Origin of the sequence: Bacillus sp. 166amftsu (genome assembly GCF_900107445.1) — a bacterium.
Lineage (GTDB): Bacteria > Bacillota > Bacilli > Bacillales > Bacillaceae_G > Bacillus_A > Bacillus_A arachidis.
In genome coordinates, this window is record NZ_FNQA01000006.1 from 197,453 (window position 1) to 221,362 (window position 23,910).

Genomic DNA, 23,910 nt, shown 5'->3' on the forward strand with positions numbered 1-23,910 from the left:
GTAAAGTATGTCACATGAAATAGTTGACAGTTTATCATACGATTTTTGTGACAGATTTACGCAAGCTGTCATGAAAAATTTAGTCGTTTCGTCACTATGTCATTTAACAATTTCGAAGATAAGGTGAGGGGGTGAGGTAACAGAAAATTTCAAAATAATAGGAGAGATGTGTTATGAAATCATTCATCATTAAAAAAGGAACTGCACTAACCTTAACAGTGACTATACTGGCTGGGACACTAGTATTACCTACTTATGGAAATGTGCACGCGGTGTATAAAAAGACGTCAATCCAACAGGCTATTGATAAAGCTGCTAATACTGAAAATATTCCAGGGGTTATTGTTACCGTGAAAAAAGGAGACGCAGGCTGTTCATATGCTTCTGGTGAAGCAAACATCGAAAGAAATCATAAAGTGGACGCTGATTCTACTTTCAGGATTGGAAGTACAACGAAGACATTTGTTGCTACAGTTGCATTACAACTTGCTGGAGAGAAGAAGCTAAGTCTCGATGATACGATAGAGAAATGGTTGCCGGGGCTCATAAAGGGTAAAGGCTATGATGGAAACAAAATTACAATTCGTCAATTATTAAATCATACAAGCGGAATTCCAGATTTCTTGACTTCAGAGCTTAAGACGAAATTACTTGGAAATCCAAGTGAAGATTATACACCAGAACAGTTAATCGCTCGTGCTTTGGAGCTAAAGCCAGTAACGGGGTGGGCATACTCGAGTACAAATACGGTTATTGTAGGGCTTATTATCCAGAAGGTTACTGGGAAGACATATGCCGAACAAATTAAGAAACGAATTATTGAGCCACTCGCACTTAAAGAAACGTTCCTTCCTGGAAGCTCGATGGATATTCCGAAAAAAAATGCTCGTGGCTACTTGAATACGGGAGATAAATTAGTAGACATTACTGTGCTTAACCCATCGTTTGCTAACGCTGGCGGTGAAATGATTTCGACAGGAGAAGACTTGACGACGTTTTTCCGTGCCTTATTAGGTGGAAAGTTGTTGACACCGGAGATGCAGAAGGAAATGATGACTAGTACAGTCGATTCTCCGTTAGGAAAGTATGGTCTTGGCATACACACAACAAAATTGCCGGACGGTACCGAAGTATGGGGGCATGGCGGTGGTATTCCCGGATTTACTAACTTTGCAGGAGGAACGGAAGATGGTCAACATGTCATCTCGATAAATATCAATGTACTAGGAGCAGAAAAACATATCAACAATATTCTAGCCTCAGAATTTGCAGCAAAATCAAAAAAGGAACTCACGGACAAGGAAAAGAAAAGTAAACATCGAGAAGAAGTCAAGTACGTAATGGATCAGGTGGTAACTAATAAAAAAATTCCAAGTGTCATAGCAGGTGGATTAAAGGACGGAAAGCGTTGGTCTTACGCTACAGGGACAGCGAGTTATGAGGTACCGCGCCCGGTAGAGCCAAACTTTTCATTCCGTATCGGGAGTATAACGAAAACGTTCACTGCTTCCGTTATATTGCAGTTGGCCGAGGAAGAACAATTGAATCTTGATGATTCGGTCGAAAAATGGTTACCAGGAGTTGTACAGGGTAATGGATATGACGGCAATAATATTAAAATTCGTCAGTTATTGAACCATACAAGTGGAATTGCATCCTATACAGATGGAGATATGCGAGATATTACTTTGCCTCAAAATCCATTTCGTTACTATACTACGGATGAACTTATCGGCTTAGCACTTGCAAAGCCGCCTGTATTTGTATCAGGAGAGGGGTGGGACTATTCGAACACGAATACGGTTCTTGCTGGCCAAATTATTCAAAAGGTAACAGGAGATACATATGCAGAGCAAATTAGGAAACGGTTTATCGAGCCACTTGGGCTAAAAGAGACATTCGTAATGGAAGTAAATCCTCACATTCCAGGAGAGCATGCTACAGGATATAATATGGACAAATCGGGTCATTTGTATGATTTGACAGAAATGAATCAATCATGGGCAAACGCAGCAGGAAATATGGTTTCAACAGTTAAAGATTTGACTACTTTCTTCAGTGCGCTTTTGGGAGGAAAGCTTTTAAATCAAGAGATGATGGACCAGATGCTCACAACGGTAGATTCACCGATTGGTAAAGTCGGACTAGGGATTTATGAAGAAAAAACACCGGACGGACAATCATATTGGGGGCATGCCGGCGGCACTTTCGGATTTGAAACGAGAGTCGGTGGACCTCTAGGAGGAGAGCATATTTTTGTAACTGCGATCAACGCAGTAGGTCCGGAAGTCATCGAGGGTCGGAATAAAATTTTCAATAAGGAGTTTAGCCGTTAAGTTTAAAGCTGATATTGAGCCAAGGAGGCTTCTTCCTCAAGGAACGTGAAGGACGTAACTAGTGAGTAGGTGGGGGCTGAATTGGTTTCGGACAAGGGATGGCATTAAGCCATCTAGATTGTCCGACATATGTAAAATGTTGTTGGATAAGTTGTCAGCCAACAAATCGTCTATAGAATAAAACACATCATATCTAATTAAGGTAGTTATATGATTATTTTATGTTGGTTCTTATTTTTCACGTAAATCAATACTTACATGAAACATGAGAATGAAAGCTTAGCATTGCTTTACAAAAAAGATTGATAAAATTATATAAGTAATATGTCTCCGCTATTTAGAGTTCGACCGAAAAAAGCGATTTGGAAAAATTCCAAATCGCTTTTTTTATATTATTGCTTTTTAGGTTTCTTATCTAAAATAAGGCGTAGTTCGTTAATATCATCATCAGATAGGGTATCTTCCTGAATGAATTGGGCAAGCATGGATTTTAAAGTACCTCCATAGATACGCTTAATAAATGATTCGGCTTCGGCACGCTGGCACTCTTCCTGTATATAAAGCGGGTAAAAGGTGTAAACTCTTAGATCTTTATTGACACCTACTACATCTTTTTGAACCAACCGATCGAGAAGAGTACGTATAGTTGTCGGCTTCCAATCAGTACGCTCCTGTAAGGAGAGTATGATGTCATTTGCTGTTTGAGGAGCTTCATCCCAAAGCACGTTCATGATTTCCCACTCTGATTCTGATATACTAGGAATATTTTTCTCCATATTTATCTCCTCCATTTTCTTTAATAGATTCCTAAATCTTTTAAAATTGATAAAGTAATTTCTACAGCCTTGCTTCCAGATGCATCATCTTCATTTTGTATATTGGTAGCGAAGAAATAAGTATTGTTCTTCGTCTCAACATATCCGATAAACCAACCATTGATGTTTTTTCCATTCACTGTTCCTGTACCTGTTTTTCCTGATAGGCGAGCTTCTTCATTCTTTTCTAAGAGCAGTGCTTCCTTTAAAGCTTGGATATGAGTTTCCTTATATCCTAATTGATTGTTATAAAAAGCCTGCAACAGTTGCACTTGCTCAACTGGGGAAATTTTTAATGAGGATTCGTGCCAAAATTCACCTAATCCCCCAGATACATTTGAGTTTCCATAGTGTATATCTTGTAGATTGGCTTGGATTGTTTCAAACCCTGTTCTACGATCTAGTTCTTGGAAATACCAGTTTACAGATTTTTTTAAAGCAGATGAGACATCTTGATCCATATTCCAAGCGTCATAGGATTGCACTATCCCATTCCATGGAATAGTGGATTCTTCTGATGATATCACATTTGATTCTAGTGCAAATAAGGCACTATAGATTTTGTATGTGGAATCAGGTGATACCCGCAACGTACTTTTCTCTTCATTATAAATGCGATATTGTTTTGCACTCTGATCATATAAAACAAAACTTCCTTCATACCCTTTAAAGAATTGATGTAAATCCTCATAAACTGTTCCGTCATTATTAAAATAGTATCGGTCGTTCTCCGTCGCAAATACGGAAATGACAGGTAATTGGACTGTCAAAATGATACTAGCCAATACATAAATAAAGACGCTTTTTCTTATTGATTTCTTTGCGCCAGGCTTATAGGTAGCAATTTGTTCAATTCGTTTTTTGATTTGACTCTTCGAACCGTTTATTTGTGTTACTAATGGTAGCTTACTTGATCGTTTTGAAAGATCCACAAAATTAATGATTGTATGTCCATACTCACTAAATGAATTATCATCTAGCAAATGTAAAACAGATGTATCACATACGATTTCCCGATCTAATCTCATTTCTCTAAAAGCAAGCCAGACAAGGGGATTAAACCAATAAATGATTTGATAGAACAATATCACGTAATTTGTCAGCAGATCCTTGTTTTTATAGTGATTCAGTTCATGAAGAAAGATGTACTCGTAATGTTTTAAGCTGAGCCAGTTTTCATGCTGAGAAGGTAAGACGATATATGTTTGAAAAAGTCCGAATATCATTGGAGATTGGACTCTTTTGGAAATAACAATTTTTATTGATTTTTTAATCTGTAGTCTTTTCTTGCATTCTTCGAAAAGCACGAGAACTTCTTGATTAGAAAACGTAGAAGAATAATTCTTTATCCTTCTAAGTTTTATCCATCCACGAACCGTGGTAAAAGTAAATAATAGCACCCCTGACATCCATACTCCCATTACTCCCACATTAAGTAAGGATAGATCTGGCCGATTGACAGATACAGAAAAGTCTTGTATTAGGTTTAATCCCTGTATCATATTAGTTCCATTTATCCCCATATCAGTACTGAGCACATTAGTCTGATATGTATCCCCATCGCTAAAGAGAAAACTAAAATTATATAAATGAGTAGGTATGAATGGAAGTGCTAAAGCGATAAAAAGAAACATCCATAAATGATAATGCCATTTTTCTGTAAGTTGTCTGCCAAACCATTTTCTTATAAGTAGAATAACAGTAATGGAAAATGAAGACACCAATAAACCAATTATAAAATGCGTTAAAAACATGTCCTTCAACACCAACTCTCTTGGATTTTAAAATTTTTTAAAACAGGTATATAGCATATTTATAGTAGCTTGATGGGGGAAAATAAAAAGTTGACTCAATCCAATTACATATGTAATACTATACTACAGATGTGGCGGTACTACAAATGTAGTAAAAAACTACATTTGTAGTATTGATACATCTATAATCTTTTGAAACGCCTTAAATACGGTTGTTTTTTCAATTCGTACATAAGAGTCTAATCAAGAAATGGGGGGATTTACATGTAATGGTAAAAATTGTTATTCGAATTGTGTACATTGTATCTAATTTAACATTTGTTTTAAGTATTAAAAGTCTGAAAGGAATGATCATTTTGAAAAGTACAAGGGTGCTAAAAATAGGGATGTGTGTTGGTATACTAAGTTTAAGTCTTGCAAGTGTAAAACTCTTTACAGGTGAACCATTGCAAGTGGAAGCAAAAGAAAAAACAAAGCATATAAATCATGCGACTCATCAAAAGTACGCTCAACTTGAGAAAAAGTTCGATGCTCGACTAGGTATCTATGCAATTGATACTGGTACAAATCGAACAGTTTCTTATAAACAAAATGAACGGTTTGCTTTCGCATCAACATATAAGGCATTAGCTGCAGGAGCATTGCTAATGCAAAATCCAATTGACAAATTAAACGAAGTTATCACTTATACAAAAGATGATTTAGTTGAATATTCACCCATTACAGAGAAATATGTAGATACTGGTATGACACTTGGAGAGATTGCAGAAGCTGCCGTTCGTTACAGTGATAATACCGCAGGGAACCTTTTATTTAAGGAACTAGGCGGGCCTGAAGGATTTGAAACAGCGCTCAAACAGATTGGTGATAGAGTTACCCAGGCAGATCGCTTTGAGACAGATTTAAATGAAGCTATTCCTGGTGACATCCGTGATACAAGTACAGCTAAAGCACTTGCTAACGATCTTAAGGCTTTCACAGTTGGAAATGCACTCCCAGCTGACAAACGTAAAATTCTTACGGATTGGATGCACGGAAACGCTACAGGAGACAAACTCATCCGCGCTGGCGTACCAAAAGATTGGGAAGTCGCTGATAAATCAGGAGCCGGAAGCTACGGAACACGAAATGATATTGCAATCGTTTGGCCACCGAATAGAGAACCCATTATCATTGCAATTCTGTCCAGTCGTGATACAAAGGATGCTACCTATGATAATGAACTGATCGCGCAGGCTGCCACGATTACAATTAATGCTCTCAAGTAATAATATCCCAGTTTCCGCATTCATTAGTCCAATATTATCTAGAGGATAAAACTAGAAACCGATTCTTTTTATTGTAAAGAGAATCGGTTTTTTGCATGATTATCATTTCCGTTATAAAAATAATAATCCATTATATTAGATAGGGGTCTCGCCACATCGCTATTAAGATCTCGTAAGATATTTGGAGATAAAAAGCTTTGAATCTCTTGAGCAAATAGTTGTAATTCATCAGATACAGAAATAGGCATACAAAAACCCCATCCTTTCCTATGATTCTACAGAAAGAATAGCGTGTTTTTTCATTAAAAGTATTATATTATGATGACATTTTATTCAATTTTTCCTGAGACTGAATATTAGTTCTAAAGAACAGTCCATTATATAAGAGAAATGTCCCCATTATTACAATGATACCAATGTAAACAGACATCATCGTAGGAACCAAGAATGCACCAACGATAATAGTCATTCTTGCAATTAGATCCGCGCCAATATCTGATAGACCTGCAAAAGCTGAATACGATCCTCTTTTATCAGCCGGAATCATATTAGCTTGTTCTGTATTTCTGATTGGGGAGTAGACAAGTTCACCAACAGTGGCAATAAAATTAAAAATAATCAGTACGTACCAAGTGTTTGCAGATGTTACTGTCACATAGCCTACACCATAGAGCACAAGGCCTAAAAGTAACGCTTTTTTTCCACTTAGGCGATCTGTAAATTTATTTACAATAAACGTTAAACATACTACTAAAAGCATATTTTGTATGTTAAGAATACTTAGCATCCTCACTCCTACTATTTCAAAGTTCCCAATGCTTATTGGATTGAATGTTTCTGAAAGTCGTACACCAATATAGCTGTTTAAAGAAAACTCTGCCGCAAATATGCAGGTAGACCCTATTACAACTCTTAAAAATGCTCTATCTTGAATAGCAACTTTATAGTTTTGAATTAGATCAAGTACTATATTTCCATGCCTTTTTTCTAGGCACTCTTTAACTTCTGCAACTAGCCAAATTTTATAAGCAATCGGTAATGTAGCAGAAACAAAAGTCAGTAATATAAACAACTCTTTTTGGTGATTAATGTATAAAAAACCACCTAATGCTGCACCAATTGCCATAGAAAGATTCATAAGCCAATAGTCAATTGTATAAATAGCCTTTCGATTTTCTGGTGTAGTTGAGTCTATGATGATAGCTTGCATGGATGGGCGCCCAAGACTGCTAGATATTATAAAACCTACATAAGCAATAGCAAATAACCAAAGCATCTTATCTGTAGGATATAAGCTTAAAGTCATGAATAAAAACATTAAAGTACTAGAAAATGAAGTTAACAATAAGATTTTCTTTCGTTGAAAGCGATCTGACATGTAACCTCCAATTAAATTTGAAACAAAACTTAATATAACCGTTAAGATTAAAAATGATCCGGCCCATACTTTATTTATTTCGTGAGCAAAAAACAATGCCATAAAGGGCATTACTGCTGATGTAACAGCACGATTAAAAAACGATGTAATTAAGCGTACTTTTATATTTTGCTCAAATTCTTTCCAATTCATCGTATCTCCTCCTTTTGTCTAATGTTATATTAAACTAGACTTATCAAACTAAAAATGGACATATTCAGCAAAACATGTCCACTTATAAAAGGAGATAGGAAAATGGATAAAAATTTACTGAATCTATGGCAATCATTTTCTTCAGGAAATATAAAAATACAAGACCTAGCAGATTTTTTAAATTTAAGTACAAAGCAAACAGTACGTTACTTACATAAATGGATGGATGAAGGTTGGCTGACTTTCACTTCTGGAAAAGGCAGAGGAAATTCCTCCTCTCTTCAATGGTTAAAAAATATAGAAAAAATCTATGAGTCACAAGTAATGGAAATTATGGATCAACAGCCTGTTGAAAAAAGCAGTAGATATTTACTATATAATTGGTCTCCAAACAGTAAACTACGCTTGATGACTAAGTTTCATTCAAAATTTGGCTATATACATAATTCGGATGATAAATTAATTATTCCTAGAAGAAAACCCTTTTTAACAACACACCCGCTCGAGGCTGCCGATGTACATAGTGCACATATTGTCGCGAACGTTTTCAATCGACTTGTTTATATGGATGAAAAGGGGAACATATTCCCTGAAATAGCTCACAGTTGGGATTTAACTCAATCTAAGCTTAGACTATATTTAAAAAAGTCTATAAAATTTCATGATGGATCCATCTTAACAGCGGCTGACGTGAAACTATGTCTCTCAAAACTACGTAGTCATAAATATTATAAAGACTTATGGTTACCCATAGAAAAAATAGAGATTGTATCACCATTAATTATTGATATACATTATCCAGATAGTTGTAGTTATTGTTTACAAATGTTATGCATGATAAATACAAGCATTTATAAGGAAAATAACGGCCAAATTATAGGAACCGGTGGTTTTTATATAGGAGAGAATAACCTGGAGAAAACATCATTGATAGCATTTCATGATTATTTTCAAGAAAGACCTTTGCTAGATACAGTAGAATTCATTCAGGTCCCTCTAGAATTTGATACTATTTATCAATCTTCCAGACATCATAAAAGTAATTCTACATTTCAAATAGAAAAGAATTCAGGTTTCGGCGTTATAATTATGAATGCTTGGCGTAATTCGTCAATTCAACACATAGATGTTCGTAATTATTTACATTCTATTATCGTTAACAATATGAATCATATTCATAAATATGATACTCAAAAAATTTCAAATATCAAAAGCTGTTTAAAAGACATAGATCATCAAATCGATATTCCAAAAAGAAAACGTCCCGAATTTAAAGAACCACTTATTATAAAAGCGACTCAGTATACAGAAGCGACAACAAAATGGTTAATGAATATCTTAGAAAAAGAAAATATACCTTTTCAAGTTAAATGGGTTCCATTTGAAAACTATCTTAGGGATGAAAAACTTAATGAACAAGTTGATCTCTTTATTCATGGTGAAGTATTCGAGATGAATCAAGAGATATCATTTTATTATTTTTTAACAGCTAGATATTCACCATTGGCTAAAGTTTTAAAAACAAATAAATCACTAAAAAAACACCTTTCTAAATACAAACATACAAATTTTGAAAAGTGGGCTTCATTAAATGCGAATCTTGAAAAAGAACTGATAGAATCCTCTATTATGGTTCCCTTATACTATGATACACGTCAAATTCCTTTTTCATCAGATTTAACGAATATTAAGATGAAATATTTTGGATATGTGGATTTTTCTCAACTTTGGGTGAAACCTTTAATTTGAAATTCACAAGAAACCTAATCCACTTGTAATAATTATCAACCCATTTAATTTTCCTTATGTCAAAGGTAAAATCGTATTCCACGATTTTACCTTTTTTATTATAAATTTTTTAAGGGTACGGAAATATAGATATCAGGTCTACTAAACTAGTATCTTAGGGGCATTAACTTAAACAATAAATAACCCCATGTCTATTTTGTGGATTAAATTCATTGCCCGTGGATAAAGGACAGTAAAGTCACTGATTAATATGTTTTGTTGATTTTTATTACAATTTTGTAAGGTTAGGTAATAAAAATCGATAGAAATGGATATTCGAATGAGGTACCCTGAATAACGGAGAGAATATTCTGAAAAAAAGAGGTAGAGTAAATGAAGAATAGGAAAAAAGCATCGATAATTTTCAAAAGCATTTTATGTTTAATTATTTTCATATTAATTACGAATGAAGCGTGGTTTACGAAAGTGGTGAGGGCAGAATCGGGCGCATTGACTGCTAGGAGTATAGAAAACTTCAAGAAAAAGATGGATGAACAGGTACCAAAATGGCAGGAAGATTATGATGTACCAGGGGTTGCAATAGGAATTGTACATGAGGGGCGTATTGCTTATACACTTAACTACGGTTATGTAGATAAAAAGACAAAAAAAGCGGTGAGTGATGATACTTTGTTTCAGGCTGGTTCCATATCTAAAAGCCTTACAGCGTGGGGAATCCTACATCTTGTAGATGAAGGTCGTTTATCACTAGATGATCCCGTTGGAAAATTTCTAACCAAATGGAAATTACCTAATTCAGAGTTCAATAATAATGAAGTCACGATAAGAAGATTATTAAGCCATACAGCGGGGCTGTCTGCACATAAAGGATACCTTGGGGTTGCACCAGGGAAACATCTTGATTCTATCGAGGAGTCTCTGTCTGGAAAAGGGTGGCTTAATGAACCAGTGGAGGTTACCAATAAACCAGGTTCAGAAGCAATTTACTCTGGTGGCGGATATACAATTTTACAACTTGTAATTGAAGAGGTTACCGGAATATCTTTTGATCGTTATATGGAAGAACAAATCATGAAACCTTTAGGAATGAGATCTAGTTCATTCATACAACGTCCTGAAAATCCTAATCTTTCGAAAGCCTATGGATATTTTGGAGAGGAACTTCCTAGTTACCAATTTACCGAACAGGCTGCTGCAGGCCTCAAGACAAATGTTACCGATATGATGACATTGATACTTGCAAGCATGGATGCAAATAATAAAGGTAATGCTGTCATTAAAAATGAACGTGTCGATGAAATGCAAAAGCTGGTATTAGGTGAGAATGGTTTAGGTGTATTTGAAAAAAAGTTATCTAATCAATGGAAATTAATTTATCATTCTGGTGACAATCGAGGCTGGCATTCTTTTTATGGTTTCATTCCTAATACAAAGGATGGATTGGTAATTCTTACGAATAGTGAAGGTGGTATAGACTTACGACAGGATATTTACCACGCATGGATTGAATATGAAACTGGAAAATTACCTGAAAGTTACTTCTCTCTAGCTGAGCAAAGAAAAAACAACTCAATTATATCAATTGTTATTGGAGGCACACTTGGTGTATATGTGCTGCTGTTTGTGATTAGATTGTACAAAGGTAAAAGAACTTTTATTATTAAGCATGAGAAGAAATCTTACATCGGATTAGTAGTTAGGACATTTTTACTTATTATTACTGCTATGCTCATATTTTGTGCTGCCTATTTGTGGAAGGTTTTAAGTTTAAATTCCGGAAATACAATAACTTTTATTCTAATAATGACGTGGATTGTGGCATTATTAATTAGTGGGTTTTTCCCGAAAATTCGAAGTAATATAAAAAAACAATAATCAGACAATGATATAATCAAAAACATATATTTGATTATAAATACTCAAGGGTTTATAAGGGGGACGACTCCACATGTCCATCAAGTTAGTAAAAATAAATACCCTAAATATAGTGAAATTGACATCCCTAGAGTAAAAGTATACAAAATTATTGTTTTTGGGCAGTATAAAACCTTAGCTTGATAGCGATGGGGTATCGCCAGCATTTTGGAAAAAAACCACGTTAAGAGTTTTTGAGTTATTTTAACCTTGTTTTAAATTGTGTTGTATTAATTCTACATACATGCGCGGTAATAATTAATATAAGGTACAATTAATTGTAAGACTATTCGCATTAGTTATTCGTTTCAATGCAGATACCATTTAAGGGAGAGATAAAGCAATGAAACTCAGCAAATTACAAAAAGGTGATCTAATTGGAATCTATTCCCCTTCATCACCAGCAACTTATACAGCACCTAAAAGATTTGATCGAGCAAAAAAATTTCTGATGAGCAAGGGATTTAATATAATAGAAGGAAATTTAACTGGTAAACATGATAACTACCGAGCTGGAAGCATTAAAGAGAGAGCAGAAGAACTTAATGAATTAATAAGAAACCCTAGCATCAAATGTATAATGTCAACCATTGGTGGAATGAATTCAAATTCAATATTGCCTTATATTGATTATGAGGCATTTATAAAAAATCCTAAAATAATGATAGGTTATTCAGATGTTACTGCGATATTACTAGGAATATACGCAAAAACTGGGATAAATACATTTTATGGACCTGCACTAATCCCTTCATTTGGTGAATTTGAGCCATTTGTTAATTTTACATACGAATATTTCAGCGACATGCTGGAAGAAAAACAAAAACTACCATACTATATTAAAAAGCCACCTTATTGGACAGATGAATTTATCAACTGGGAAGAAAAAACTAAGGAAAAACAACCTATAAAAAATGATTGGGTTTGTGTAAATACCGGAAAAGCAACAGGAAGGTTAATTGGAGGAAATTTAGACACTTTAACTGGTATTTGGGGTAGCGAGTATATGCCAGAGATAAAAAAAGGGGATATCCTTCTTATCGAGGATACAACAAAAGATGCTGCTACTATTGAAAGAAGTTTTTCATTACTTAAGGTCAATGGAATATTTGATAAAATTTCTGGTTTAATCCTCGGAAAACATGAACAGTTTAACGATAATGGTACAAATAAAAAACCATATAAAATTCTATTAGAGGTTTTAAATGGTATTAGCCTGCCCTTTATTGCAGAATTTGATTGTTGCCATACTCACCCGATGTTAACTGTCCCAATTGGTATACAAATAGAGATGGATGCAGCAAATAAAACATTAACAATTCTTGAAGATTGGATAAATTAACTCCATTAAATACTAAAAGACTGATTAACCTAAACATGGATTAATCAGTCCTTTTAATATCCCAATTTGCTCTTAACGTGGGTTTTTTCCAAAATGCTGGCGGTACCCCATCGCTATCAAGCTAAGAAATGCAAATACCCCCAAAAACGAAAAAAAGTCAACCTAATTATCAAAAATAAAATTGCTCTTTTCAATTCTTCTCATTTCACGTAAAGCAGCAGCTAGTTTATTTTACCTTGTATAGGATTCTAAATTCCCTACGATAAGCGACCCAGACACTTTTCCTTCTCGATGGAATGGGGTAAACGGAGTACATCATCATACTTTATTTTAAATCAACAGTTGGTTAAGATTTTAATACAAATCAAGTGATTTAAGGCTGATGTAAGGTTCTCTTTAGACTGGAGAAAGGTGGACGCATTACAGTTGAAAGAGAAGAAAAATATCTAAAAAACTTGAATGGAGCTGACTTTTCATATGAGTGTTTCGGCTATTGTACAAACTCAAAACCTGTCCAAAACGTATGGGGCTATTAACTGTGTAAATAAAGTTAATCTTTATGTTCAGGAGGGAGAAATCTACGGGTTTCTGGGTCCGAACGGAGCGGGGAAAACAACCACGCTAAAAATGCTGTTAGGACTCATCAAGCCTTCTGAAGGGAAAATTAAAATTTTCGGGGAAAGCCTGGATAAACATCGTTCATCCATTCTGCAATGTACCGGATCGCTGATTGAATCTCCCTCCTACTACGGACATTTGACAGGGCTTGAGAATATGAAAGTCATGCAGCGCCTCCGGAACGTTCCAGATAAAAATATACATGAGGTGCTTCGTATCGTACGGCTAGAAAATCAGAAAGACAAAAAAGCTGAACAATATTCACTAGGAATGAAGCAAAGGCTAGGAATTGCAATGGCTCTGCTCGCCTTCCCCAAGCTGCTGATTCTCGATGAGCCGACGAATGGTCTTGATCCCGCAGGCATTGGTGAAATTCGGGAGCTTATTAAATCATTACCCGCACGCTATGGAATAACTATATTACTCTCCAGTCACCTACTCTCCGAGATAGAACATATCGCTACCTCAGTAGGTATTATTAGTGAAGGAAATTTGTTGTTTCAAGGCAGTATGACAAGCTTGCGGAAAAAAAATAGAAACGCCATCTTTATGAAAACTGGGAACAACGCCAAAGCTGAGCAGATACTTTTCACTCAAGGATATAGTCCAATCAACAATGGTGGTCGGATTGAGTTGGGCAATCTTCCGGATACAGAAGTAGCGAAAATGAACAAATTGCTTGTTGAACATGAAATTGCTGTCACTCGGATTGAGGAGCAGAAAAAAAGCTTGGAGGATATTTTCCTGGAGTTTACAGGAAAGGAGCGGAGCTTGTGATCAAACTATTAGAACTGGAATATTTCAAAATCCGTCGAAAAAAAATATGGATCATGATTATACTATTTCTTGTTGTGGAGATGCTGTGGGCCTTTATGTCCATTAGTAGGTCCATTGCAAGCAATCCGGATAACCGCGTTTGGGAATCTATTTTTTTTAGTATATCTTCCATGAATGGCCTTTTTATGCCGATTATTTCGGCCGTTGTTGTCTCACGTATTTGTGACATGGAGCATAAGGGAGCGACTTGGAAAATGCTTGTTGCTACTAATGTGGAACGTGGGCAACTCTATGCAGCGAAGTATATATGCATTAATAGTCTGATAGTTTATGGTATCTTTGCACAAATCTTATTCATAATGTTATTCGGACTAATACAGGATTTTCCTGGCACTTTTCCTATCCAATTGCTAATCCAGTTCATTGGAGGTAATCTGCTAACTACTCTCGCTGTTACAGCACTTCAACAATGGATTTCTTTCTCCATCAAAAACCAGTCCTTTGCGCTTTGCTTGGGTATGTTGGGTGGCTTTATAGGAATGACCGCTGGGCTATTTCCGGCTGCTATTAGACATATTTTTATTTGGTCTTACTATTTGGAGCTCAGCCCGGTTACCTATCTGTACGCCGAGTCTACGGGTTCTTATATGATACAGCCAATAAACTTTGGAATTGTAGTAGGTGCGTTGATTATGACCGTCCTGTTTTATATGGCTGGACGCATCCAGGTAAGCCGACAGGAAATCTAAGGAGGGAAGTTAATGAAACGAAGTATTTCTGCTGAATGGCTGAAACTAATCCATTCCCGGATTAGTCTTGTAATCGCTGTACTTCCAATCATAAGTATGCTGATTGGAAGTGCGAATTATTATTTGAACCAAGGCGCCCTGCAAAATGGTTGGTACAGCTTGTGGACTCAGGTCAGCCTGTTTTACGGTGTTTTTTTCTTACCTATTCTGATTGCCATCTGTTGTTCCTACATATGTAGGCTGGAGCATTTAAACCGAAATTGGAATATGATTATGACTTCTCCCGTGTCGGTTGCCAATGTATTTCTTGCCAAATTAATTATCGTTAGTATTTTAATTTTGTTCGCACAAGGACTGTTCATGGGACTTTACTGGCTTATAGGTACCTTGTTCTCCTTACCTGGCCCATTTCCTGTAGAGACTATAGAATGGGCGATACGTGGATGGTATGCTTCTCTGTCCATTAGTGCTTTGCAATTGGGACTGTCGCTACGGATTCGCAGCTTTGCTACACCGATTGGAATAAGTCTGTGTGGGGTTTTTATCGGTTTAGGAATGTATATTGGTAAGTTTGGAATATTATTCCCGTTCTCATTGCTCAACATTGGTATGAGTGTCATGAGTCAGGATAAGTTGACCGACATGCAGAACTTTCTGTTTTGGGTGATCAATATGGCTTTCGTTATTATTTTTGCATCGAGGTCAATCCGAAGGTTAAAGAACAAAGACATTGTTTCATCCTAATTGAGCTTAGGAGGAATTTATAATGAAAAAAATATTGTTGGTACTAGGGTTTACCATAATGCTTGGAGCATGTTTGTGGATGTTTTTCTTCACTCCAGAGAAGCTTACACCTGACAATCCTACAGGGAAAACTGTCTATTACACAAAGATAACTGAATCTGGCGTTCAAGGTGAGAATGGACGTTATAACTATGAGTTGATTGCTTATGATGAGAAAAAAAAGAAAGAAAAACTAAGTTTTTCAGCAGGAAAGAAATTGAGAGAAGGAGCTTATGTTCAGCTATATTATACAATGATTCGGGGCGTTACGTATTGGAAAGAGGTTAGCTTCGAGGAGCTGCCTGAGGCGGTGCAACAGCAGTATCGAGAATAATAATGATCTGAAAGAAGAGGGGAATGTCCTATAGCAATCAGGTTACGAACAATAATGTAACAAGAAAAAATTCCATCTTTATTCATTTTTACACTGAATAAGGATGGGATTTTCTGTGTTACCGTATAATGTCTCTTCCAAAGATAAACTAAATACTTTTCGCCCATAACGATTAAATAATTTCCCTACCAAATATCTAAACAAAATTGCTGTACTATACGGTTCTAAATAGTGAAGTCAAAGAATGAAACAGGAGGCTTTCCAAGCTTATGTGTTTGTTTCGCTTTAAAAAAGGAGTCAAGGGGTGAACATGAATTAAAACACCAATAATTTCCTTTTTGTGTATAATTAAATAAGGTGATGTAAAATGGAAAATTTAAAAGACAAAAAAATATTAATTGTGGACGATGAACAGGAAATCAGAATAATGATTGAAAGATTTTTAAGAAAAGATGGATTTTTTCGCATTTATACTGCTGCTGATTGCGCTTCTGCTCTGTCAATTTACCACGCGGACAATCCAGATATCGTAATTCTGGATGTTATGTTACCTGATGGTGATGGATTTTTATTACTGTCTTCCATTAGGCATTTCTCGGACACACCGGTCCTTTTTCTCTCCGCGCGGGGCGAGGATGAAGATCGATTGCTTGGATTGGGCTTAGGGGCGGATGATTACATGGTGAAGCCGTTTCTGCCACGCGAGCTAGTATTGCGGCTCATGGCAATTCTAAAACGTGTATACTCATCCTCAGTAGCAGAGCGTCTATCTATATTCAAATTAGGAGAACAGATCGTCGACCTTGAAAGCGCTGTTGTACACAGGGGACAGAAAGAGATACCATTGACGGCAAAGGAGCATGCCATTCTTGTGAAGTTGTATGAAAATCAGGGACGAATCATTACAAATGATGCCCTATGTCAGGCTGTTTGGGGAGATGACAGCTACGGTCTCGAAAATACATTGATGGTTCATATCAGGCGGATACGTGAAAAGATTGAGCTGGATCCTTCCAAACCAATCCATCTTCTCACCTTCAGGGGGCTTGGATATAAACTGCTAGTGAAGGAGACATATTAAGTGGAAGGAATTACTCGTATATTACGACGGTTTGTCACGACGACCATCCTTGTGTCGATATTTGTTCTTATTTTTAATTTCGTACTACTAGGCACTCTGGTGTTCAATGAAACTAATCAACAAATGTCTCCAGAAGGTTTACTTAAGAAGATTTCTCAAAGTCTAGATAAACAGGATAACAACTATCATTTGGACGAGAACACTGCCAAGATTTTGCAGCACAATCAAGCATGGGCTATGTTGATCGATGAAGATGGCCATGTCCAATGGGATTACCATTTACCTAATGATGTTCCGAGATTTTATAATTTAGTCGATATAGCTAAGTTCTCGCGATATTATCTTTTGCAATACCCTGTTTATACTTGGGAACATGAGAATAGCCTAATTGTGGTCGGATATCCAAAGGAAAGCCACTGGAAGTATCAATTTGACTTTCTTTCTGATTGGTTAAGAGCAATGCCCTTGCGGCTTGGGGTACTACTACTCTTTAATGTTGGGATAACTCTGCTGATTTCTGTTGTGATTGGCACGCGTCTCATAAGAGGGATACGCCCTCTTGTTTCAGGGGTCCACAATCTTGCTAAAGAGGAATTGGTTCAGTTGGATTCCAAAGGTATATTTGGTGATTTGGCTCAAAGTATTAATTCTGCGTCGACTAAGCTCCAGAAGAAGACGGCCGCGTTGAAGGCACGAGATGAGGCGCGTTCTAACTGGATTGCCGGGATTTCTCATGATATCCGGACTCCACTCTCGATTATTCTCGGTTATGCAAGCGAAATGGAGGATAATTTTGACTTGCCGGAGGAGCAGAGGCAGCAAGCTGGTATCATCCGGCATCAGGGCGAGAAGCTACGCTCACTTGTAAGTGACCTAAATCTAGTCTCCATGCTCGAGTATGAAATGCAACCCTTGCATTTGAAGCACATCCGTCTATCAGTTTTGGCGAGACAGGTTGCCACGGATTTTTTGAATAATGGGTTGGATGACCGTTATGACATTGATTTGAAACTGACTGTTGAAGCGACTCAGGTCATTGGGGACGAGAAACTGCTACTTCGTGCAATCAGTAATCTTGTCCAAAATAGTGTACTGCATAATCCACAGGGATGTGCAATCATATTGGAAACCTCTCTATCCAAGGACCGCTCCCAATATCGCTTTATTGTAAAGGATAATGGACGGGGAATCCCAAAGGAGAATTTGATGGAGATTACCGAATTACCTTATTCATCAAGGAGAAAGCGGACTGTCCAGGAAGGTCATGGTCTAGGAATTCCTATGGTGGCAAGGATTGTGCAGGCCCATCATGGCCGCCTAATTCTGGCAAGCGGTGAGGACCAAAGAGGTCTAATAGCTGCCATAGAATTACCTGTACATTATGAAAAAAGGGATCCTACTACAGGCCCATCAAGCTAAAGAGAAATTGTATCCATAAAACGAAAAAAAGGTTCTGGTGCAAAAATACTTTACCAGAAACATAGAACGGCAATGTTCTGTTAACTGAGAGGTTAAACAGCTAATCCAAACAATTTATGAATGAATTCAGCTTCATTTCGGGCAGACTTCACCCTTTGGTCAAGTTGCCCTTTTCTCATCATATGCATAGCTTCCATGCCACTTAAAATGCAATTAGCTGTACGAAGTGATTTCAGTCCTAACATAGAGCGAACTCGTTTCTTGATAAAACGATGATCTTGTTCCACGATGTTATTAAGATATTTCACTTGCCTTATTTGGATGCCAACAGGCATCTTTTTTTCATTCTTCAACTCTTCAATTGCTACAGGATAGGCGGGATTCTTATCAATAGTTATCACACGAGGTTGTGAAACATGAAAAGACCGCAAAGCTTTCTTGAAAAAGCGCTTTGCAGCCTTTGTGTCTCTTGTTTCACTGAGATAAAAATCAATCGTGTTTCCTTTGGAATCCACTGCACGATATAGATACATCCATTGACCTTTTATTTTGATATATGTTTCATCGACTCTCCCAGAATCATTCGTTTGTTTAAGATAGCGCCGAATTCGTTTATCTAACTCAGGACCATATTGATGTACCCACCGCATAATGGTTGTGTGAGAAATAGATAAGCCTCGTTCTTCCATTATTTCCACTAAATCACGAAAGCTTAGGCTGTACCGTAGGTACCATCTGACTGTTAATATAATCACATCAAGTTGATAATGTTTCCACTTAAATAAATTTTGCTTTTTCATACTGATCACGTCCTTTTGTAGATTGATAATATCAGTATGTCCAAGTTTTATAGATTTTTTGCACCAGAACCCGTAATAATACTGGAAATCAATGTCCGCTAATGCTTAAGGTAAGATTTGGTTCGGTTGCTACACAGACCCCATAAGAAGCTTTGAATTTCTTGAGCAAATAGTTGCAATTCATCAGATACAGAAATAGACATGCAAAAACGCCATCCTTTCCTATGATTCTACAGAAAGAATAGCGTATTTTTCCATTTTAGGGAGGATTTTGTTTTATTAGCTTAATAGCGATGTGGCGATACCTCAAATATCCCCAATATTTCTCAATAACCATTTTATGTAAAAGTAGTATATTTTATTTAGGTTATTAAAATAACCTAAATAAAATATTAATTTGTACAAATAAGGAGGGATGTATGGAAAGAAATGCCCGACTATAGAATTATTGGTGAAGATAGACACAGTTTTCAGATTTGTTATGTTTAATTAGAGATGTGGTATCCTGTTTAAAAAATGATTTAACCTAAAATTCTTAAAGTGAAGATTGTTATTGATAAAGTTTATAAGAATTACATATTTGTTTATCTTCTACTTTATTCATACCACTCTAAATTTCTTTAACTATTGTATTTTATTCAATTAAATTAAATTGACTTGTTAAGAATTATTCTTTTGTGAAGAGAAAGGTATGATTTAAACTATCTTTCCGAAATGAGGGAATGTATGCGATTAATGTCGAGTTTTAAATGATTTCAAGAAACGAGGCGATAAAATGGCGCGAAGGAGCCTATTGTACAAAAAAACTAGGGAACGTTTTAAACAAATTGTAGTATTCTTCATGATGTTTTTATTAGCATTTAGCGGCATGCTGCCTAGCGGTTTGCCGCTGCTAAAAGTGAAAGCTGAAGATAATACTAATACAGCAGGTACGTGCTCACAACAACAGAAGCAAGTAGTGTTGATTAATGGTGATTTTGAAACTCCAACTGCAGGAGAACCGGTTTCATTTTTTGATGCTAAAGATGTTCCGGGATGGAATAGTACGGATGTATTTGGACAAATAGAGATTTGGAGAGATCAGAACCCAGCATCTGGACATCAACATGCAGAATTAAATGCATCGAGCGTTGGAATGCTGTATCAAGATGTAGAGACAATACCAGGACAAACACTACATTGGAGACTAGCTCATAAGGGAAGACTAGGGACTGACACTATGAGACTTCGAATTGGTGCTGTGACTGCAAATCCTCTAGAGACTCCAGAAGTGCAACAAATGACTGATGGAAACGAAACATGGGGGCACTATGAGGGAACATACATTGTTCCACCAGAACAAACGGTAACACGATTTGGTTTTGAGTCTGTGTCTGCTGCCGGTGGGGACATAGGAATAGGGAATTTCTTAGATGATATTTTTCTTGGTTCAGGACCTTGTGTCTCAGCGACCAAATCTGTTGATAAAGACGGATCCGTATATTTAGGAGATGAATTAACGTATAAAGTGAATGTCAAAAACTATGGTGGTGACATTGCTTCTGACTCTGTTTTCATAGATACGATTCCTGATGGAACGGAATATGTTCCGGGGTCAATCAAAGTGACGAAAAATGGAACTACAACAGGTATAACGGATGCGATAGATGGTGATGAAGGAGATTTCCAAAATAATAGAGTTACTGTTAAATTAGGAAAGTTACCTTACATAAAAGATACGCCAGAAGGATTCACCGTACAATTTAAGGTGAAAGTTAAGTTAAGTAATATTGGTAAAAAAATAACGAATAAGGCGCAGATACAGTATCAAGATTTATTAGTAAAACAACAAAAACAAACTGAAACGAACGAAGTTGTTAATGATATTGCTCCAAGAGATTCAAAATTAGAATCGAAAAAAACAGCGAAGAACCTACAAAACAAAAATACAGAAGTAGGTGATGAAATCGAGTATACGATCAAAACTCGTAATACGGTTTCCGATAGCCTAGTAAAATATCTAGTAATTACGGATACATTACCAGAAGGATTGGAATATGTACCAGGCACATTACAAGTAGATGGAAAAGATGTGACAGATGCAGAAGACACAGACAATGGTCAATATGTGAATGGAACAGTAAACGGAAAACTTGGTGATGTGACAGATACAGAGTGGCATACAGTGGTATTTCACGCGAAGATTAAGTCAGGTCAATCTGGTAAAACAATTACGAACACAGCGGAAGTAACAGGAGAAGGCGTACCACCACAAAACCCGAAGACAGACGTGCCTGTGGATCCGAAAGATTCGAAATTAGAATCAGAAAAAACAGCGAAGAACCTACAAAACAAAAAGAATGAAGTAGGGGATGAAATCGAGTATACGATTAAAACGCGTAATACGATTTCAGACAGCCTTGTGAAAAACCTAGTCATTGGGGATACATTACCAGAAGGACTGGAATATGTACCGGGCACATTGAAAGTAGATGGGCATACAGTGACAGATGTAGTCGACACAGACAATGGTCAATTTGACGCAGGCAAAGTAACTGGGAAACTTGGAGATGTGACAGATACAGAATGGCATACAGTGGTATTCCACGCGAAGATCAAGTCAGGTCAATCTGGTAAAACAATTACGAATACAGCGGAAGTAACAGGAGAAGGCGTACCACCACAAAATCCGAAGACAGACGTACCGGTAGATCCCAAATCACCAACGTTAGAATCAGAAAAAACAGTGAAGAACCTACAGAATAAAAATACAGAAGTAGGCGATGAAATCGAGTATACGATCAAAACACGTAATACGGTTTCGGATAGCTTAGTGAAAAACCTGGTCATCACAGATACATTACCAGAAGGTTTAGAATATGTCCCAGGCACCCTACAAGTAGACGGAAAAGCAGCGACAGATGCAGAAGACACAGACAATGGTCAATTTGTAAATGGAGCAGTAAGCGGAAAACTTAGAGATGTGATGGATACAGAGTGGCATACAGTGGTGTTCCACGCAAAAGTAAAAGCGGGACAAGCGGGTAAAGTCATTCAAAACAAAGCGAAAGTAACAGGAGAGAATGTAACGCCACAAGAGCCACAGGCAAAAGTGGAAGTATCTCCAAGAGATTCGAAGTTAGAATCAGAAAAAACAGCGAAAAACCTCCAAAATAAAAATACAGAAGTAGGCGATGAAATCGAGTATACGATCAAAACACGTAATACGGTTTTCGATAGCCTAGTAGAAAATCTAGTAATTGCGGATACATTACCAGAAGGATTGGAATATGTACCAGGCACATTACAAGTAGATGGAAAGGTTGTAACAGACGCAGCCGACACAGACAATGGTCAATATGTGAACGGAACGGTAACTGGAAAACTTGGAGATGTGACAGATACAGAGTGGCATACAGTGGTATTTCACGCGAAAATCAAGTCAGGTCAATTTGGAAAAACGATTACGAACACAGCGGAAGTAACAGGAGAAGGTATATCAATACAAACTCCGAAAACGGACGTATCAGTGGATCCAGAAAAACCAGCTGACAAGCCAGCGATTGATCCAATCAAAGATACAGATAAAGAGATTACGGGTACAGGAACTCCTGGAGACGAAATTATTGTCAAAAGTCCAACAGGAAAAGAGATCGGTAAAACAACTGTAGATAAAGATGGGGAATGGAAGTTAGATGTTCCGGAAGCAACAAAATTAACCAAAGGTGATGAAATCACCGCTGTAGCGAAGAAACCTGGAAGCGAGAAAGAAAGCGAACCAGCAAAAACAGTAGTTACAAGTGAAGAGAAAACAGTGGATCCAACAAAACCGATAGATCCGATGAAACTGTTACCAAGTACAGGTGGTCAATTTTCAATAGCCCTATATGCAGGTGGATTACTTTTTGTAATTGGTTTACTGTTCTTAGCGAGAAGTAAAAGAAAATATAACTAAGAAGTAGTTAAACTATACCCATTATACAATGGAAGGTTTCATAGAAAGACCTTAGAATTTAAGCAGGTGGTTTCGATAGTGCACCGAAACCATCTTTTTTAGCATCTAGGCCCAGTACCAGCGTTACTGTAAACAGGGGCAAAGTAAATATTTTAAACAATAGAGTTCTGTCTTCCAGAATTCTTTTTGTATGGGGGTCTCGTCCATCTCCATCAACTTAAAAAGTTAATAGTGTCCCCAGAACGAAATTTTGTGTTAACTTATAACAAAAAGCTCATTTTTTCGTTTGGGGTGGATTTGTTCTCTTAAGTTGATGGATATGTGGTGCTACCCCATCGCTATCAAGCTAAGCTTATGCAAAGTCAATTTTAGGCGAGATTGTTTCTTTTTTCTAAAGGGCAAGTGTGGGTGATTGAAAGATTTGCATACGAAATAAACCCCAACGGGTTTCACTTTTTTGAATTAAGCGGCTTCATTATCAGACATGGTACAATTGTAAACGACACCTAATATATCAAAGACCGTTTTTTTCTCATATCGATGAGATTTTCGCCCGTTTTGCTGTAGGAGATTGAACAGGCGAAGTAACACCTTTGATAGCTCTTGGGTGTTTTTTTGTATAGTTTGGAATAGAAGAAGAAAATAGTCTTTAATCATATATATGGCT

The 23,910-nt window shown here is 36.8% G+C and carries 17 protein-coding genes and 1 pseudogene; 12 read left to right on the forward strand and 6 right to left on the reverse strand.

Features of this window, described 5'->3' with window-relative positions:
- Positions 1-173 precede the first annotated feature (173 nt).
- Complete coding sequence (locus BLV40_RS16935; protein WP_090692056.1) at positions 174-2,336, forward strand: serine hydrolase domain-containing protein; 2,163 nt, start codon at positions 174-176, stop codon at positions 2,334-2,336.
- Between the two features lie 392 nt (positions 2,337-2,728).
- On the opposite strand, the gene blaI is transcribed toward BLV40_RS16935, so the two are convergent.
- Complete coding sequence (gene blaI / locus BLV40_RS16940; RefSeq protein WP_026591499.1) at positions 2,729-3,112, reverse strand: penicillinase repressor BlaI; 384 nt, start codon at positions 3,110-3,112, stop codon at positions 2,729-2,731.
- A 20-nt stretch (positions 3,113-3,132) separates the two neighbouring features.
- Positions 3,133-4,905 carry a BlaR1 family beta-lactam sensor/signal transducer gene (locus tag BLV40_RS16945; RefSeq protein ID WP_090692120.1) on the reverse strand — a complete coding sequence of 591 codons (1,773 nt, stop codon included), beginning with the start codon at positions 4,903-4,905 and terminating at the stop codon, positions 3,133-3,135.
- 338 nt (positions 4,906-5,243) lie between these two features.
- Between BLV40_RS16945 and bla the strand changes: the two genes are divergently transcribed.
- The gene (gene bla / locus BLV40_RS16950; protein ID WP_090692124.1) at positions 5,244-6,173 is read left to right on the forward strand and encodes a class A beta-lactamase; all 930 of its coding nucleotides are present in this window, start codon (positions 5,244-5,246) and stop codon (positions 6,171-6,173) included.
- 68 nt (positions 6,174-6,241) lie between these two features.
- Here the strand turns inward: bla and BLV40_RS16955 are convergent, their stop codons facing one another.
- Together BLV40_RS16955 and BLV40_RS16960 are read right to left on the reverse strand one after the other, a co-directional pair.
- Positions 6,242-6,421 carry a hypothetical protein gene (locus tag BLV40_RS16955; RefSeq protein ID WP_081811000.1) on the reverse strand — a complete coding sequence of 60 codons (180 nt, stop codon included), beginning with the start codon at positions 6,419-6,421 and terminating at the stop codon, positions 6,242-6,244.
- A gap of 68 nt (positions 6,422-6,489) precedes the next feature.
- The gene (locus tag BLV40_RS16960; RefSeq protein WP_026591496.1) at positions 6,490-7,743 is read right to left on the reverse strand and encodes an MDR family MFS transporter; all 1,254 of its coding nucleotides are present in this window, start codon (positions 7,741-7,743) and stop codon (positions 6,490-6,492) included.
- A gap of 102 nt (positions 7,744-7,845) precedes the next feature.
- Between BLV40_RS16960 and BLV40_RS16965 the strand changes: the two genes are divergently transcribed.
- From BLV40_RS16965 to BLV40_RS17005, 9 genes are all read left to right on the forward strand, one after another.
- Entirely contained in the window at positions 7,846-9,492 is a 1,647-nt protein-coding gene (locus BLV40_RS16965) for an ABC transporter substrate-binding protein (RefSeq protein ID WP_090692059.1), read from the forward strand.
- A 372-nt stretch (positions 9,493-9,864) separates the two neighbouring features.
- Positions 9,865-11,367, forward strand: a complete 1,503-nt coding sequence (locus tag BLV40_RS16970) for a serine hydrolase domain-containing protein (RefSeq protein ID WP_090692063.1) — start codon at positions 9,865-9,867, stop codon at positions 11,365-11,367.
- Between the two features lie 382 nt (positions 11,368-11,749).
- Positions 11,750-12,748 (forward strand): S66 family peptidase, encoded by a 999-nt coding sequence (locus tag BLV40_RS16975; protein ID WP_090692066.1) that lies wholly within the window; start codon positions 11,750-11,752, stop codon positions 12,746-12,748.
- A gap of 477 nt (positions 12,749-13,225) precedes the next feature.
- On the forward strand, positions 13,226-14,143 hold the full coding sequence (locus tag BLV40_RS16980; RefSeq protein WP_090692070.1) for an ABC transporter ATP-binding protein: 918 nt from the start codon (positions 13,226-13,228) through the stop codon (positions 14,141-14,143).
- Positions 14,140-14,892 (forward strand): ABC transporter permease, encoded by a 753-nt coding sequence (locus BLV40_RS16985; RefSeq protein WP_090692073.1) that lies wholly within the window; start codon positions 14,140-14,142, stop codon positions 14,890-14,892. The genes BLV40_RS16980 and BLV40_RS16985 overlap by 4 nt, the downstream gene beginning before the upstream one ends.
- A gap of 12 nt (positions 14,893-14,904) precedes the next feature.
- Positions 14,905-15,636, forward strand: a complete 732-nt coding sequence (locus BLV40_RS16990; RefSeq protein ID WP_090692076.1) for an ABC transporter permease — start codon at positions 14,905-14,907, stop codon at positions 15,634-15,636.
- 22 nt (positions 15,637-15,658) lie between these two features.
- On the forward strand, positions 15,659-16,009 hold the full coding sequence (locus tag BLV40_RS16995) for a YxeA family protein (protein ID WP_090692078.1): 351 nt from the start codon (positions 15,659-15,661) through the stop codon (positions 16,007-16,009).
- A 367-nt stretch (positions 16,010-16,376) separates the two neighbouring features.
- On the forward strand, positions 16,377-17,090 hold the full coding sequence (locus BLV40_RS17000) for a response regulator transcription factor (RefSeq protein WP_090692081.1): 714 nt from the start codon (positions 16,377-16,379) through the stop codon (positions 17,088-17,090).
- Positions 17,091-18,509: a sensor histidine kinase gene (locus BLV40_RS17005; RefSeq protein ID WP_090692083.1), complete on the forward strand. Its 1,419-nt coding sequence runs from the start codon at positions 17,091-17,093 to the stop codon at positions 18,507-18,509.
- Positions 18,510-18,601: 92 nt separating this feature from the next.
- On the opposite strand, the gene BLV40_RS17010 is transcribed toward BLV40_RS17005, so the two are convergent.
- Positions 18,602-19,309, reverse strand: a complete 708-nt coding sequence (locus tag BLV40_RS17010; RefSeq protein WP_090692086.1) for an IS6 family transposase — start codon at positions 19,307-19,309, stop codon at positions 18,602-18,604.
- Positions 19,310-20,084: 775 nt separating this feature from the next.
- Between BLV40_RS17010 and BLV40_RS17015 the strand changes: the two genes are divergently transcribed.
- Positions 20,085-23,243, forward strand: a complete 3,159-nt coding sequence (locus BLV40_RS17015) for an isopeptide-forming domain-containing fimbrial protein (protein ID WP_090692089.1) — start codon at positions 20,085-20,087, stop codon at positions 23,241-23,243.
- Between the two features lie 462 nt (positions 23,244-23,705).
- On the opposite strand, the pseudogene BLV40_RS17020 reads toward BLV40_RS17015, so the two are convergent.
- Positions 23,706-23,910: pseudogene (locus BLV40_RS17020) on the reverse strand (IS4 family transposase); the annotation flags it as partial.

Excerpts from the sequence above, each read along its gene's own strand:
- BLV40_RS16935 (WP_090692056.1), top strand. The coding sequence starts at position 174 with ATGAAATCATTCATCATTAAAAAAGGAACTGCACTAACCTTAACAGTG.
- blaI (WP_026591499.1), bottom strand. The coding sequence starts at position 3,112 with ATGGAGAAAAATATTCCTAGTATATCAGAATCAGAGTGGGAAATCATG.
- BLV40_RS16945 (WP_090692120.1), bottom strand. The coding sequence starts at position 4,905 with ATGTTTTTAACGCATTTTATAATTGGTTTATTGGTGTCTTCATTTTCC.
- BLV40_RS16955 (WP_081811000.1), bottom strand. The coding sequence starts at position 6,421 with ATGCCTATTTCTGTATCTGATGAATTACAACTATTTGCTCAAGAGATT.
- BLV40_RS16960 (WP_026591496.1), bottom strand. The coding sequence starts at position 7,743 with ATGAATTGGAAAGAATTTGAGCAAAATATAAAAGTACGCTTAATTACA.
- BLV40_RS16965 (WP_090692059.1), top strand. The coding sequence starts at position 7,846 with ATGGATAAAAATTTACTGAATCTATGGCAATCATTTTCTTCAGGAAAT.
- BLV40_RS16970 (WP_090692063.1), top strand. The coding sequence starts at position 9,865 with ATGAAGAATAGGAAAAAAGCATCGATAATTTTCAAAAGCATTTTATGT.
- BLV40_RS16975 (WP_090692066.1), top strand. The coding sequence starts at position 11,750 with ATGAAACTCAGCAAATTACAAAAAGGTGATCTAATTGGAATCTATTCC.
- BLV40_RS16980 (WP_090692070.1), top strand. The coding sequence starts at position 13,226 with ATGAGTGTTTCGGCTATTGTACAAACTCAAAACCTGTCCAAAACGTAT.
- BLV40_RS16990 (WP_090692076.1), top strand. The coding sequence starts at position 14,905 with ATGAAACGAAGTATTTCTGCTGAATGGCTGAAACTAATCCATTCCCGG.
- BLV40_RS16995 (WP_090692078.1), top strand. The coding sequence starts at position 15,659 with ATGAAAAAAATATTGTTGGTACTAGGGTTTACCATAATGCTTGGAGCA.
- BLV40_RS17000 (WP_090692081.1), top strand. The coding sequence starts at position 16,377 with ATGGAAAATTTAAAAGACAAAAAAATATTAATTGTGGACGATGAACAG.
- BLV40_RS17010 (WP_090692086.1), bottom strand. The coding sequence starts at position 19,309 with ATGAAAAAGCAAAATTTATTTAAGTGGAAACATTATCAACTTGATGTG.
- BLV40_RS17015 (WP_090692089.1), top strand. The coding sequence starts at position 20,085 with ATGGCGCGAAGGAGCCTATTGTACAAAAAAACTAGGGAACGTTTTAAA.